The organism is Bradyrhizobium sp. Ses1 (genome assembly GCF_059512365.1).
In genome coordinates, this window is sequence record NZ_JCAMOQ010000053.1 from 15,807 (window position 1) to 29,966 (window position 14,160).

At 60.8% G+C, this 14,160-nt stretch carries 15 protein-coding genes and 1 pseudogene; 11 read left to right on the forward strand and 5 right to left on the reverse strand.

Annotated elements, in window-relative coordinates; genetic code table 11:
• Window positions 1-59: 59 nt before the first annotated feature.
• Window positions 60-1,118: an MBL fold metallo-hydrolase gene (locus AC5ZG5_RS37490; protein ID WP_456645927.1), complete on the reverse strand. Its 1,059-nt coding sequence runs from the start codon at window positions 1,116-1,118 to the stop codon at window positions 60-62.
• Window positions 1,119-1,482: 364 nt separating this feature from the next.
• Between AC5ZG5_RS37490 and AC5ZG5_RS37495 the strand changes: the two genes are divergently transcribed.
• Entirely contained in the window at window positions 1,483-1,692 is a 210-nt protein-coding gene (locus tag AC5ZG5_RS37495; protein ID WP_456645928.1) for a DUF2274 domain-containing protein, read from the forward strand.
• Window positions 1,693-1,892: 200 nt separating this feature from the next.
• Here AC5ZG5_RS37495 and AC5ZG5_RS37500 read toward each other — a convergent pair whose 3' ends face one another.
• Window positions 1,893-2,405, reverse strand: coding sequence for a cupin domain-containing protein (locus AC5ZG5_RS37500; protein ID WP_456645929.1), 513 nt, complete (start codon window positions 2,403-2,405; stop codon window positions 1,893-1,895).
• Window positions 2,406-2,424: 19 nt separating this feature from the next.
• Window positions 2,425-3,300 (reverse strand): SDR family NAD(P)-dependent oxidoreductase, encoded by an 876-nt coding sequence (locus tag AC5ZG5_RS37505; RefSeq protein WP_456645930.1) that lies wholly within the window; start codon window positions 3,298-3,300, stop codon window positions 2,425-2,427.
• Window positions 3,301-3,401: 101 nt separating this feature from the next.
• Between AC5ZG5_RS37505 and AC5ZG5_RS37510 the strand changes: the two genes are divergently transcribed.
• From AC5ZG5_RS37510 to AC5ZG5_RS37525, 4 genes are all read left to right on the forward strand, one after another.
• Window positions 3,402-4,625: a Rieske 2Fe-2S domain-containing protein gene (locus tag AC5ZG5_RS37510; protein ID WP_456645931.1), complete on the forward strand. Its 1,224-nt coding sequence runs from the start codon at window positions 3,402-3,404 to the stop codon at window positions 4,623-4,625.
• 61 nt (window positions 4,626-4,686) lie between these two features.
• On the forward strand, window positions 4,687-5,043 hold the full coding sequence (locus tag AC5ZG5_RS37515; protein WP_456645932.1) for a Rieske (2Fe-2S) protein: 357 nt from the start codon (window positions 4,687-4,689) through the stop codon (window positions 5,041-5,043).
• The gene (locus tag AC5ZG5_RS37520) at window positions 5,040-5,771 is read left to right on the forward strand and encodes an NAD(P)/FAD-dependent oxidoreductase (RefSeq protein ID WP_456645933.1); all 732 of its coding nucleotides are present in this window, start codon (window positions 5,040-5,042) and stop codon (window positions 5,769-5,771) included. The genes AC5ZG5_RS37515 and AC5ZG5_RS37520 overlap by 4 nt, the downstream gene beginning before the upstream one ends.
• Window positions 5,683-6,279 carry an oxidoreductase C-terminal domain-containing protein gene (locus tag AC5ZG5_RS37525; RefSeq protein WP_456645966.1) on the forward strand — a complete coding sequence of 199 codons (597 nt, stop codon included), beginning with the start codon at window positions 5,683-5,685 and terminating at the stop codon, window positions 6,277-6,279. The genes AC5ZG5_RS37520 and AC5ZG5_RS37525 overlap by 89 nt, the downstream gene beginning before the upstream one ends.
• Window positions 6,280-6,289: 10 nt before the next feature.
• On the opposite strand, the gene AC5ZG5_RS37530 is transcribed toward AC5ZG5_RS37525, so the two are convergent.
• Window positions 6,290-6,883 (reverse strand): MarR family winged helix-turn-helix transcriptional regulator, encoded by a 594-nt coding sequence (locus AC5ZG5_RS37530; protein ID WP_456645934.1) that lies wholly within the window; start codon window positions 6,881-6,883, stop codon window positions 6,290-6,292.
• Between the two features lie 320 nt (window positions 6,884-7,203).
• Here AC5ZG5_RS37530 and AC5ZG5_RS37535 point away from each other — a divergent pair.
• Window positions 7,204-8,292: pseudogene (locus AC5ZG5_RS37535) on the forward strand (ABC transporter substrate-binding protein).
• 33 nt (window positions 8,293-8,325) lie between these two features.
• Here AC5ZG5_RS37535 and AC5ZG5_RS37540 read toward each other — a convergent pair.
• Window positions 8,326-9,306, reverse strand: coding sequence for a LysR family transcriptional regulator (locus tag AC5ZG5_RS37540; RefSeq protein ID WP_456671261.1), 981 nt, complete (start codon window positions 9,304-9,306; stop codon window positions 8,326-8,328).
• A 227-nt stretch (window positions 9,307-9,533) separates the two neighbouring features.
• On the opposite strand from AC5ZG5_RS37540, the gene AC5ZG5_RS37545 reads away from it, so the two are divergent.
• From AC5ZG5_RS37545 to pcaG, 5 genes are all read left to right on the forward strand, one after another.
• Window positions 9,534-10,766 (forward strand): ABC transporter substrate-binding protein, encoded by a 1,233-nt coding sequence (locus AC5ZG5_RS37545; protein ID WP_456645937.1) that lies wholly within the window; start codon window positions 9,534-9,536, stop codon window positions 10,764-10,766.
• Window positions 10,742-11,470, forward strand: a complete 729-nt coding sequence (locus AC5ZG5_RS37550) for a nitroreductase (RefSeq protein ID WP_456645938.1) — start codon at window positions 10,742-10,744, stop codon at window positions 11,468-11,470. Before AC5ZG5_RS37545 ends, AC5ZG5_RS37550 begins: the two co-directional genes overlap by 25 nt.
• Window positions 11,471-11,500: 30 nt before the next feature.
• Window positions 11,501-12,040 carry a 4-hydroxylaminobenzoate lyase gene (locus tag AC5ZG5_RS37555; RefSeq protein ID WP_456645939.1) on the forward strand — a complete coding sequence of 180 codons (540 nt, stop codon included), beginning with the start codon at window positions 11,501-11,503 and terminating at the stop codon, window positions 12,038-12,040.
• 64 nt (window positions 12,041-12,104) lie between these two features.
• Window positions 12,105-12,806, forward strand: coding sequence for a protocatechuate 3,4-dioxygenase subunit beta (pcaH, locus tag AC5ZG5_RS37560; RefSeq protein WP_456645940.1), 702 nt, complete (start codon window positions 12,105-12,107; stop codon window positions 12,804-12,806).
• A complete protein-coding gene (gene pcaG, locus AC5ZG5_RS37565) occupies window positions 12,807-13,409 on the forward strand; it encodes a protocatechuate 3,4-dioxygenase subunit alpha (protein WP_456645941.1) in 603 nt (200 codons plus the stop codon). It begins immediately after the preceding gene.
• Window positions 13,410-14,160 lie beyond the last annotated feature (751 nt).

Sequence of the window (14,160 nt, forward strand, 5' to 3'; positions counted from 1 at the left end):
GATTGCCGCGTGGCAGCGATCTGCCCTTTTGTCGATGGCGGCACGGCCACGGCTACCGTCTACAGTCCTTCGTACACAAGCTTGGTGAAGAACTCCGGATCGATTACAAATCGTCCCCATTTGTCGTCGAAGGCCGCGGTCGGCTTCGCCGCAATGATTTCTTCGAGGGATTTCCCCTGTGACTTCAGTGCAGCGATCTTATCGCGCACCGTGACCAGCATGTCGCGAAACTCAATCAATTGAGCGCGGTTGCCGACCGGCCCATGACCGGGAACCAGGATTGTTTGATCCGTGGTGCGTTCGATAGCCTTGTTAGCCCAGGCGATGGCCGAATTGACGCTGCCGCCGTGTTCGTTGTCGATGAACGGATAGTATCCGTTCCAGAGCGTGTCGCCGAAGGCCATCACATCGGCCTTTTCGAAGTACACCAACACATCGCCGTCAGTATGGCCGGGGCCGAAATGTTCCACCTTTATGGAGTCGCCCGCAAAGGTGAAATCCCTCTCATTTTCCACGATGATCGTCGGGCGCGCGCCGGCCGGAACGGGAGCGAACGTCCAATTCCAATCATCGATGCGAGTGGTATCGGAAAGATGCTTCAGCGTATTTCTCTGTGCAATGATCGTGGCGCCGGCTGCCTGCATCCACTCATTTCCGTCGGTATGATCCCAGTGCCAATGGGTGTTTGCGACATATTTCAAGGGTGACGGGCCGATCTTATCGAGAGCCGCTTGCAACTTGTCTTTCGACGGCTTGATGCCGGCATCGACGAGGAACTTGCCCTCGCTTCCCGACAGAACCACGATATTCCCCCCGGATCCCATCAGGACATTGATGTTGCCGCGCAAGGGCACGGTGATGATGTCGCCCTTGGCGCGCTCCAGATAGTACGCGCCGGCCCCGGTATGGAAATAGTCTCCTTTTGGTGGCGCTGCCGCATCGGCGGTTGCGGGGGCAGCATATCCAAAAGCAAGAAAAGCCGAACACAGGAATACGGCGGTCGATCGAATCGCAGACGGGTTTATTGGCATGATCTGGATGCCTTTCCCTGACGCAGCCCTGAAATATGGCTGCTCGCTTGAAACAGGAAGTCGCCCTGACGGGGTGGTGGTATCCATCGGCTCGGTCAACGAACGAAATGTGATCCCGCCTTCGCGACGCGGCGGTTGAGCGTGGATGAAAATGGGTCTACTGGCTACTAGATCCGCATGCGGCTTTGTCGAAACGCACGCTTTCGATCGCCCGATGCAGACCCCCCGCAATGTCAGTTCTTAGTCGGCTCTTCGGATAAGGGGCGCTATGCGAACGCTTGTCGCACCGCAAGAAAGCGGCGCGCCAGCCGAGAGGAACTAGCTTTGGTCAGGGGTGAATAGCGGACCTGATTTGCTCAAGCCGAGTGTGTTTCGGCTTCGAACGTTGGCCCCTTTCGGCGTCCAAGGTTGACCCCAGCGTGCAAAGAGTTTTCGACGGCCGTTCATACGCTTGAGTGATCTGCATAGGGTCAACCTTGGATGCCGATCTGCCTATTCACAATCGGCTGCGGTTCACCGTGCTCTAAGAGCTTATGCGGAAGTGCCCAAACGAGAGAGGGGCCACACAATTGATCTGAACTCGCTCGGAGCTCCGATGCTGATGCGATTATGGCAATTGATCGGGCGTTTCGACGAGCGCGAAGACAGGTTTAAAAAATAGAGATGGATAGCCTCCAGCGCGCGGCAACTGTTCGCTCGCGATCTTCTTGCTAGACCCCGACGGGCTCGAGGAGCCAACCACCACGCTTTCGGCGGGGAAGGGGGCCGGTGTTGTGTCAGGAGTTGCGCACGCCACAAAACAGGCGGCGAATCGCAGCAGTCGCTACAGAGCCTGCGCGACGTTAGTGGAGCTGTCAGCGGCTACCGATTGAGAAGCGCCGTCAACTCCGCGCCCTCATCAGCCACGAAGACAGCGATCAATTCGGCCGACTCGCTATTGCTTGCATTGGCGGAAACGAGGTGAATCGCGGCCGGTGGCTCAAAGAACGACTGTCCGACCTCAAATGTCTCCAGCGGACCGCCCTCGAGTTGCGAGCGCACTTCGCCCTTTGTAATGTAGGCCGTCACCGAGCCACCATGGCGGTGCGGCGGAGTAAAGCCGCCCGGTCCGTAAGTGACGCGGACCACGGTCACGCGCTTGCCGGGTACATTCGGCAAGGCGTGTGAACTGATCACGTCGACCTTGTTGAGCGATGAGCCGGACGAGGCGCTCTCGGCGCATAGCGGCGTCGGAATGCCCGATATCGGATCCATCGCCAGCGGCAACGTTCTACCGATCGCCACCGCGCAGGCGAAACCCGCAACGATTGCCAGCGACAGCCGGCGCCCGTCCCGCTCCGCGAGCGGCGTCATCATTCCCAGTGCAACGCTCATTGGCCTCTCCTGTTTGATCTCAAGGTCTGACGATCGGCTTGAATATCGAAAGCGGAGCGGGATCGCGGCTTGGCGGCGGTGGGATTCTTCCGTCAACATCCGTGAAGCCGTATTCCGTCGCCAGTTCGGAGGCGAGCAGGACCTGCCCGGTCTTGGCGATCACATCAGGGTCGGCAGCCAACGCCGTGATCGCGCGCCCGACGAAGATCGGTGTCTCGCCCCTCTCGGTAATGAGCTTGGCAAGTGCCGCCGGCACACGATCGGGTTGGGCCGCAAGCTTCTCGCTCTTGATGTATCCAGGCCAGATCGAGATTGCGGAAATGCCGAACGGCTTGAGTTCATGCGCCATGTCTCGGGCCATGCGGTCGACGCCGGCTTTCTGTACGCCGAATGGGACGTTGAATGTGTAGCGGACGCCGCCGCCGGACGACGTGTTGACGATCAGGCCCCTTTTTTGCGGCAGCATCAGCGGGACAGCGAACTGGCTGCAAACGAAATGCGAGCGGAGGCCAACGCGATGCAGGGTGTCCCACAGCGAGGTTGAAATCTGCCAGAAGGGAACGTTGATCGGCATGACGTCCGGCGCGGCAAACACGTTATTCACGAGGACATCGAGCCGGCCGTGGTCGCGCCGGATCAGGTCGAAGACGTCCCTCACCGAAACGTCGTCGGTATGATCGCACAGGAGGCCGATGCCCCTGCCTCCCGCTTCGTCGATTGCCGAGATGGTCTCATCGAGAGAGCCCGGCCATTCCGAGCCGCCGCTGCTGCGCGTGCGCGCGGTGACGATCACCGTCGCTCCGGCCTCTGCCAGTCCGATGGCCACTCCCTTTCCGACTCCGCGGCTTCCGCCCGTCACCAGCGCGACACAATCCCTCAGGCGTCCCTCGACCATATCATCTCCGCATTCCTTCTCAGGAAGATGCGTTGACAAAAATCTTCCCAGGAAGATAATAGGCAGAGATAATCAAACGCGTCAATCAGGGAAGTCTCGCTATGGTCACGAGGGAAGAGAATGAGTTGCTGTGCCGCGTCACGGGTGATGCGCCGATGGGGCGAATGCTGCGTCAGCATTATTGGCTGCCTGCCGTTCTCTCGGTGCGGGTGCGCAAGGGTGAGGCGCCGGTGCGCGTCAAGCTGTTCGGCCGCAACTTCGTTGCGTTCAGGGGGACGGACGAAGCCGTTGGCTTCCTCGACGAAGCTTGCCCGCACAGAGGTGCCTCTCTTGCGCTCGCGCGTGTCGGTGATTGCTCGCTGACCTGCCTGTTCCACGGCTGGAAAATCAGTGCCAGTGGAGAGGTGCTCGACGTACCCAACGAGCCCAATAGCCCGAAGGAATTCGCAAAGACGGTCAAGGTGAAATCCTATCCGACGCGCGAAGGAGCTGGGCTGGTCTGGGTCTGGCTGGGCGAGGGAACGGCGCCGCCCGCGCCGGATTTCGAATGGATGGATTTGCCACCGGACCAGGTTTACGCGGCCGGCATTGAGCTCAATGCGAACTGGCTGCAGGGCGTCGAGGCGACCATTGACTCCTCGCATGTCGCTCTGTTGCACCAGAGCTGGACCGCGACCTCGGCAACCGATTTCGGCGCGACTCGGGTCAATAGCGAAGTCAGCTATGCGTTCGAGAAGAAGCCGTACGGCTTTCGCGCCGCCGCGCTTCGATCTGCGCCCGATGGATCATGCCTCGCCCGCGTCACGGAGTTCGTAATGCCCTATTACGGATTGATCGCGCCGATCTATTCCGGCCCGCAACAGGACCGTACCGCGATCGTCGCGGTGCCGATCGACGATGAGAACCTGATCCAGTGGTACATCTACTACAATCCGGAGAAGCCGGTGGACTCCTGGCGCAAGGTGCAGCGGGCCAATCAGTGGCCGATGGCCGGCGGTCTTCCGGGCAATAAGTCCAACAATTGGGGGCAAAATCGCCAGATCATCGATGCCGGCAACAGCACCGGCTTTCATGAGATCGTCATCGAGGATTTCGTGGTGATGGTCAGCATGGGGCCGATCGTAGATCGTTCGCAGGAATATCTCTGCTCGGCGGACCAAGCGATCGTGCGGGTACGTCGCCAATTGCTTGAGGAAGTGCGCGGCTTCCTGGACGGCAAGCTGCCGAAGAGCGCCCAGAGCGACAGCATGTCCTACAAGGACATCCGCGCGGTCGGCGGCCGGCTGGCGTCCGCCTCCGACGACTGGCGACAGATTCCCCGCTGATTGAAATCAGGCGCGGATCTCGCATCCGCGTTCATTGCCCGGCCCAGGAAAGGTCATAGCCATGACTTGGAAGCATATATGCGCTGCCTCGAAGCTGTCCGAAGGAGAGCCGGTCGGCTTCAAGGTCGGCGATCAGCGCGTCGCTCTCTACAGGGTCGGCGACGAAATCTTCGCAACGGACGATGTCTGTTCGCACGCGTTTGCCCTGCTTTCCACCGGCTTTCTCGAGGGACATGTCGTCGAATGCCCGCTGCATGGTGCGATGTTCGATGTACGGGACGGCAGGTGCCGCTCAGGCGCCTACAAGGATATCAGGGCATTCAAGGTCGAGATACGCGATGGCGAAGTCTATGAGCATCTCGACGGCGAGGCTGGGAATGAGGATCTCCGCGACAACACGGCGGACATCAAATCGTGAACGGGCTTGTTGTCATCGGGGCGTCCTACGCCGGTATTCAGGCGGCGCTCAGCGCCCGTGATGCCGGCTACGCCGAACCTGTGACCGTCGCGGGCGAGGAGAAATCGCTCCCGTATCAACGACCGCCGCTGTCAAAGGATTTTCTGCTCAACGAAGTCCGCGAGCCGCAGCTAATTCTGCGCGATGATGCGTTCTTCAAGAGCAGCCGGATCGACCTCGTACTGGGACAACGGGCCGTGGAGATTGACCGGCAAGCGAAACAGGTCGCGCTTGCAGGCGGCGCCCGGCTCGACTTCGACAGTCTCGTGGTCGCCACCGGATCGCGGGCGCGGCGCATATTGGTCCCCGGCGCCGAACTCGATGGGATTTGCTATCTTCGATCTCTCACTGATGCCTGCGATCTCAAGGGGCGACTGGAGCAGGCGAACGAGATCGTCATCATCGGGAGCGGGTTCATTGGACTTGAGGTTGCTGCCTCGGCGGCAAAGCTAGGCAAGAAGGTCACGGTGATCGAGGCCGCCTCCCGGCTGCTTGAACGCGCCGTATCGACGATTGTCTCGCGTTTCCTGCTCGATGCCCATGCACAGGCGGGCGTCGATGTGAGGCTGGGTGAGACCGTGGTTGCGATGACCGGGCATGATGGGAGGATCGCCGAGGTTCGTTCTCGGCAGCGGCACTCGTCTGCTTGCCGATCTCGTCGTCGTGGGCATTGGCGGAATCGCCAATGATGAACTCGCAAGTACCGCCGGGCTGAAATGCTGCAATGGAATCGTCGTGAATGAGCACGGCAGCACGAAAGTACCCGGCATTTACGCTGCGGGCGACTGCGCAAATCATTTCAACCGGTTCGCAGATGAGTGGATCAGGCTGGAATCGGTCCAGCACGCGCAGGACCAGGGCAGGACGGCGGGGCTCGCTGCCGCGGAAAGGCACGAGCGGTACGACGGCGTCCCGCGGTTCTGGTCGGATCAGTACGATCTCAAACTGCAAATCGTCGGACTCTCCGGACGCAGCGATCAGATCGTGACCCGCGGCTCTGTCGAGGAGGGCAGGTTCTCTGTGTTCCATTACAGGCAGGGGAGATTGGTCGCGGCCGACAGCATCAACAGACCCGGCGACCAGATGGTAGCACGGCGCCTCATTGCCGCAGGCATTTCTCCGACACCGGAGCAGGCCGGAGACTGCTCGATCGACATCAAGTCGCTGCTGAAGGCGGACGAGAAAACCGTCGCATGACGTCGCGTCCCTAACCGGTCACCGCGAGCCGGCCTATCTTCTTTGTCAGCTTCACGGTCTTCACCGCCAGAAGCTTGCGCAGGCAGCGGTCGAGCATCCCGATCTCGGCCTTGCTGAGCCCGCTCGCGTCGATCACGCTCTCCACGACTTTCGCGATCTCGGTAATGCCGCGGTCGGCGGTCGCAAGGCCCTTGGCAGTGAGGCGGACTAGCTCGGAGCGGCCATCATCGTTGGCCGAAACGCGCAGGATGAACCCTCCTTCCTGGAGCCGCGCCACCCGCTTGCTCATGGCGCCCGAGGTGACGAGCAGAGCGCGGAACAGGTCGGTCGGGCGCAACTCGTATGGTCTTCCCGAGCGTCTGAGCGCCAGCAGGACGTAAAGCTCGCCGGTCTGCAGGCCGACGGTTTTCGAGATGTCCTGCAGCCGCTTTTCGTGAAGCTGGTTGACGCGCTCCAGCCGCAACAGTGTTAAGGCGGCGGTCAGGTCGAGATCGGGGCGCTGTTCAAGCCAGGCGGCTTCGATGTCGTCGTAAAGGCTGCCATCGTGCTTTGGCGTCTGTTTCGTGACCGGCCCCGCACCGCGCGACACGCTCTTTTTCGTCATTCCTTTCTACCCTCGCTAGTCCTGCGCCAACGGCGCCGGCACCATGTCTTGGTGCAATCTAGCACCCTCGAATTCAGGTGTCGCGCGGCAAGTTCCTGGTATTCGTCCAAGCTCCGGGTACGGGCGGGATGCGCAGCGATGCGCCCCCTCGCTCAGATATTGACAAATACCTTCCTAGGAAGAATATTTCGAGTAAGAAATATTGTAAGTATTGGAGAGGTCGCATGCGGGGACTTGGCCCAATACTCTTTCTCGCGGTTTCACTGGCCACGTTATGCGCCGCCAAGGCGGCCGAGGGCGAGCTGATCCTCGGGCAGACGATGCCCTATAGCGGTCCGGCATCGGCGCTGAGCGCGGTCGGCAAGGTCCAGACCCGTTATTTCCGGATGATCAACGAACGCGGCGGAATCAATGGCCGCAAGATCAAGCTGATCTCGCTCGACGATGGCTATAGCCCGCCAAAGGCCGTGGAACAGACGCGAAGGCTAGTCGAGAATGATGAGGCCGTTGCGATCTTCGGCAGCATGGGGACCGCGCAGAACGCGGCGGTCCAGAAATATCTGAATGGACGGAAGGTACCTTAGCTCTTTGTCTTCGCCGCCAGCGACCGTTTTGCCGACCCGAAGACCAGCCCATACACCATCTCGGGAATGACCCTGTTCAGCACCGAGGCGGCGATTTACGCGCGGCTCGTTTCCGAGACCATTCCGCGGGCACACGTTGCGGTGCTCTACCAAAATGATGACTACGGACGCGAATATCTTCGCAGCTTCAAGGCCGAACTGGCGCGGCTCGACCCGCAGGCAGAGATCGTTGCTATAGCGCCCTACGAGGTGGCGTCGCCGACCGTCGATTCACAGGTCGTGTCGCTGGCCAGCAGCAATGCCAATGTCTTCCTGAACGCGTCGGCCGGAAAATTCACCTCGCAGGCGATCCGCAAGGCGAGCGAGCTTGGATGGCGCGCCCAGCAGTTCCTGCCGATCGGAAGCAACTTCGTGGCGACGATCCTCAAGCCGGCGGGGCTCGAAAACGCGAAGGGTGCGATTTCGGCCACGCCGACCAAGACCGTGGGCGATCCCGAATGGGCCAACGACCCTGCCTATCTGGAGTGGCTGGCCTTCATGAAAAAATACTACCCCAACGGAGACATTGAGGATCAGCTCAACTTCACCGGTTGGAACGTCGCCGTTCTTATGACCAAGGTGATCGAAGCGTGCGGCGATGACCTTACGCCGCAGAACATCATGAAACACGCCACGTCCCTGAAGAACGTAACGCTACCGGGCCTGTTCCCGGGCATCACCGTCAACACGAGCCCGGACGACTACCGCCTGATCAAATCGCTCCGGCCACAACGCTTCGATGGCGAGCGTTGGGTGCCACTTTCCGGTATCATGGCAGCCAGATAAGCGGGCGCGATCGGTCGTCGGCGCGGCATGCCGTCAGCTCGCGCGGCGCCTGAGTTCCTCGGTCGCGCGCCGCAGGACGTCATGAAGCCATTCGTGGGACGGCTCGTTCTCGACACGCTCGTGCCACAGTAGCCGGACCTCGACGGGTGTCGTGGTGTAAGGCAGCTCGCAGGTCGTGATTGCATGGGTTTGCTCGAGCATTCTCGCCAATGGACGCGGAACGATAGCCGCCAGCTCGGTATCCGCCAGCAAGGCGGGCAGCGCAAGAAAATGCGGCAGGGAGACTGCGATACGCGGCGGCCGGTCGCTATTGGCGAGCGCCCGCTCGAGCGCGGTGCGGTCGTACATTTCCGAGCGCCTGGCGAGACCTCGCTCGGAGATGAAACCGCCGATCGCGCCCTCCTGCTCGCCGCCAAAGGAGACGACGACCAGCGGCAGCTCCGCCAGTTTCGCCTTGTCCAGCTGGCCGAGTTCGCGCTTTCCCCCAACGATGAGCACGTCGTCATATTCAAACAGCAGGGCGGAGCGGAAGCGGTTCGGCGGGACCGAGAAGACGCCGACGGCGACGTCGATGCGGCCAAGGTCGATCTGCTCGGCGAGGTCGATTCGCGTCACCGGCTTAATCACCAGGTCGATCGTGGTAGCCTCACGGCCGAGTATCTTCAGAAGCGGAGATGCCAGCACCATCGTGGTGAAGTCGTTGGCGGCCAGCGTGAACTGCTTGGTGGAGTTCGCCGGGACGAAGGTCGGAAGTTCGACCGCGGCCTCCAATGATCGTAGGGCCTCGTGAACCTGGGGCGCCATCGTCAGCGCGCGCGCCGTCGGCTGCATGCCTGTCGCTGTGCGCACGAACAGGTCGTCGTCCAGGATTTCGCGGAGCCGCGCCAGCGAGTGGCTCACGGCGGACTGGCTGAGTCCAACCTTCTGGCTGGCTCGCAGCACACTGCGTTCCTCCATGACGGCATCGAAGACCTTGAGCAGGTTCAGATCCAGTGTGTTGAACGAAACAGACACGACAGGGATCTCCTCCGGTCACTAGCGGATCGGCTCGATAAGTTGCTGCCGCCCGGTCCAATTAAGGCCAGGCGCACCGCGGATGCAACCGAATGGACGCCGAAGAACGCGCCTGTATCGCTATCATCGCTCTGATCTGAAGACGGTTCAGGATGACTCTGCAAAAGTTTCACTTCCGTATTACTGCCGTTTGGGCATGCTTGCATTGGTCGGCTTGGAGCAGAGGCATGATAAAATCATTGGCAAAGCCGGTCCGAGGTAATCAGCGCAAATCGCTCGGATTGGCGCTGACGCTGGTGGCGGTGGTGACGCCGGCGATTGCACAGGACGGCCCCATCAAGCTCGGCGTCCTGTCCGACATGTCCTCGCTCTACGCGGACAATGGTGGCCAGGGCTCGGTCGTCGCGGCACAGATGGCGGTGGATGACTTCAAAGGAAAGCTGCTCGGACGGCCCATCCAGATTATTGCGGGAGATCACCAGAACAAGGCTGACGTCGGCTCGGCGATAGCCAGGCGATGGCTGGAGAATGAAAGTGTCGAGGCTATCCTCGACGTGCCGAATTCCGCCGTCGCTCTCGCAGAGCAGGGCATCACGCGAGACAGGAAGAAGCTCTTCCTCGCCACCGGCGCCGCCACCTCTCGCCTTACCGGCGACGAATGCTCATTGACCGGAATCCATTGGACATACGACACCTACGCGCTGTCGCAGGGAACGACCAAGGCAATCTCACGTCTCGGCGCAAAAACCTGGTTCTTCCTTTCAGCCGACTACTCCCTCGGCTCGCAACTCGAGGCCGACAGCCGCAAGGTCATCGACGCCACCGGTGGCAAGGTCGTCGGCGCCGTGAAGCATCCGATCAATACACCGGATTTCTCCTCGTTCCTGCTGCAGGCGCAATCCTCGAAGGCGGACGTGATCGCGCTCGCCGATGCCGGCGGTGATTTCATCAACGCGGTGAAACAGGCTGGCGAATTCGGAGTTACGCGCGGGCAGAAGCTTGCCGGCCTGATCGTCTTTATTGCCGACATTCACAGCCGCGGACTGCAGAGCGCCCAAGGTCTGATGCTGAGTTCGGCGTTCTATTGGGACCTCAACGACGGGACCCGCGCATGGTCGAAGCGCTTCATCGAGAAGACCCAAAAGGTTCCCACCATGATCCATGCCGGCACCTATGGTGCGGTCATGCACTACCTCAAGGCGGCTGAAGCTGCGGGTACGCTGGATGGTCCGACCGTCGCCGCCAAGATGCGTGAAATGCCTGTGAACGATTTCATGACGAAGAACGGCCGGATCCGGGAGGACGGTCGGCTGGTGCGCGATATGTATCTGTTCCGTGTCAAGTCTCCGGAGGAGTCCAAGTACAGGTTCGATTACTACAAGCTGCTCGCGACAATTCCTGGGGAAGAAGCCTTCAAAGCGATGGAGGAAGGAGGATGTCCGCTCGCGAAGAAGCCGTGATCGGCGAGCACACCGCGAACAGCGTCGCGCAGAACCGGATCGACGAGATCATCGCCGGCCGCTTCGCGTGCCGTGAATTCTCCGATGATCCGATCCCGCGACGGACCATCGAGCAGATCCTCCGCATCGCGCGGTTCGCGCCGAGCGGAGCGAATATCCAGCCGTGGTACGTCTACGTGCTCGCCGGCGCGGCCAAGGACCGCGTATCGGCGGCGCTGCTGGAGGCGCACGAGACGTGCCGCGACGATCACTTGTCCGAGTACAGGTACTACGCCTGCGATTTGCCCGTGCCATACCTGAATCGCCGGCAGGAGTTCGGACGGCTGTTCTACGGCTCGCTCGGAATCGCTCAAGGCGACGTCGAAGCCCGCAGCAGGCAAACCGCGAAGAACTATGAATTCTTCGGCGCCCCGGTGGGATTGATCGTCACCATCGACCGCCGGCTGGAAGTCGGAAGCTGGCTCGATCTCGGCATGTTCATTCAGAACGTGCTGCTGGCTGCGGCCGGGCGCGGGCTTCAGTCCTGCCCGCAGGAGACGTTCTCTAGATATCACCAGATCCTGCGCCCGCTGCTGTCGATCCCCGCCGAGCAGATCGTGGTATGCGGCATCTCGATCGGGAACGCCAAGGTTGCGATGACGGAGAGACTGATGCCGCGGGCGGACGTCGATGAGTTCGCCTCGTTCGCGGGATTCGAAACATAGAGCCCAATCGAGAAGAGTAAGGAGACGACTATGGGAAGCCGAGAAGAACTGATTCAGCGCAGCATTCCGTTCCTCCGGGAAGTCAAGGATATGACGCCTGGCGCCGAGATGGAGCGTTGGCTCAACGAGAAATATGGAGAGCAGAGCGCGCTCTATCAGGACTTGGCTCGCTTGATCAAGATCGGGGTCGAAGAAGGCTGGGCAGCGAACCAGGAGGTGGACGGTCCGAACTACCGGCGCAGCCGCATCCTCGAACCAATGCCCGAAACGTTTCAGTTCAGCATCACGGCCGTCTACATGAACAGCGCCGATCCGCGCCGTTTCAAGGACGAGGACGAGCATGACGTGTTGCGCGGGCAGTATCACGGCCATCCCTATGGCGAGCTCAATCTTGTGGTGCCCTTGAATAAGGGCGCCGAGCTGAAGGGATTACAGGGCTGGCAGGGGCCCGGCTGGACGGCGCCAGATCCGGGGAGCCGCCACTATCCCGAGGTCAGGGGCGGGGCGGTCATCGCGTTGTTTTATCTCCCCGCTGGTCGCATTTCCTACGACTTCAAAGCGCCAGCCTGATTGCTGACCCGGCCATGCGAGGTGATGCCGCTTCAATGGCGTCACCACTATTGGAGGAAACATAATGACGTTGATCTATCCGGCCGGTTCGAAGCGCATCCATCCCGCGCTGTCCTCTCCCGCCTACAGGAGTTCGATCAAGCGCGCACCCTCGAAGCCGCTGATCCCGATGCGACATACCCTCTCGGAATTAACCGGACCGGTGTACGGCCACGAGAGCGTGCGTGCCGGGGACAATGATCTCACCACTCAGCACAAGGGCGAGCCGCTTGGCGAGCGCATCATCGTGCATGGCCAGGTGCTCGACGAAGATGGCCGCGGAGTGCCGAACACGTTGATCGAGATCTGGCAGGCCAACGCCTGCGGCCGCTATATCCATGTCCGCGACCAGCATCCGGCGCCACTTGATCCCAATTTTACCGGCGCTGGCCGGACGCAGTCGGACGCGTCCGGCTACTACAAATTCGTCACCATCAAACCCGGTGCTTACCCTTGGGGCAATCACTACAACGCCTGGCGGCCGGCCCACATCCACTTCTCCGTGTTCGGCCGTTCCTTCATCTCGCGGCTCGTCACGCAGATGTATTTCCCGGGCGATCCCCTGTTTGCGTTCGACCCGATCTTCAATTCGGTGCCGAACGAGGAAGCGCGTGCGCGGATGGTCTCGTCCTTTGATCTGGAGAACACCCAGCCGGAATGGGCGCTGTGCTACCGCTTCAATATCGTGCTGCGCGGCAGGAACGCCACACCCATGGAGAACAGTTAATTGCAAGACAAAGGCAAAGGTATTACGCCCTCGCAGACGGTCGGCCCGTTCTTCAAATATGGTCTGACGCCGAACGGCCAATACGACTGGAACGACGCCTTTACCGGCAATCTAGTGACGCCCGATGCCTCAGGCGAACGGGTTCGCATCGAAGGTCGCGTGTTCGATGGCGATGGCCAGCCGGTGCCAGACTGCATGTTGGAAGTCTGGCAGGCCGACAGCCAGGGTCGCTTCGCCCATCCGCAGGACAAGCGCGCGCTGCCGAACACGAAATTCCGCGGTTTCGGCCGCGTCGGCACTGATGCCAATGGCGCTTACGCTTTCGACACCATCAAGCCGGGCTCGGTGCCTGATCCAGACGGCAAGCCACAGGCACCGCATCTTCTCCTTGCGGTGTTTGCCCGCGGCATGCTGCGGCACCTCTATACGCGCATCTATTTCGGCGGCGAGGCCGCAAATGGCAGCGATCCCGTGCTGGCCCTGGTGCCCTCCGATCGCCGCGCGACCTTGATCGCCCAGCGTGAAGGTGACAGCGGCAACGTCGTCTACAGGCTGGACGTGCGCCTGCAGGGCGCTGACGAGACGGTGTTCTTCGATGTATGACTGCCCTTTGGGTCGCTGCGACGACTGACTATGGCGGTCGGCCACTTGCTCTCATAGCCTGGCTATCGCTGTAAAAAGATTATGCCGAGAATTCGCCAAACGACGCGTCGCACATCGGGCTTCGTTATAACCCTCGATGCGCGGCCTCTGTGATTAATCCGTACTTGGCCTGACTCTGACATTGCGTAGGCTCATACTCTCATCAACGCCACCCTGTGCGCCAGTGGAAAATACCACGATGTTGAGGGCTAATTTTCATAAGCTCATCACATGCGATCGTGAGCGTCGGCTCAAGCGAGCAGTTCCTATTGGAAAACTCGACAATTGTCCTAGAGCATGTCGTGCCGGGATTCCCCTGCTGGGCAGCAGCTTCACGAGTCCTCCGACGTCGGCGAGCAGACCGTTGCCGCGATGGGCGACTACTTGAAGCTTCAGCCAGGGAATGTCCATTAGCGGTCTTTCCGGAGGACTGATCACAGGCTTGCCTACGGCGCTGCGATCGCCGACTTGCCAGGTTCGGCCTGCGAATTGATGGCCAACAATCCTGTCGTCCGCTGACAGCGTGCGGCCGGCTCTCGAAATGTCCGCACTAGATTGTGTTCGCCGCCGACTTGGCACTTGTATGAGTGCGAGTGCGGTTCTCGTCTCGGTCCTGCCGCTGCTCTTGCGCAGTTCCCTTTCTGCTGCATCTGCGCTTTCCGATGCGCTAGCTGCGCCGGCAGAATTGGCAGTGCAAAGTGCGCTGCAAGTC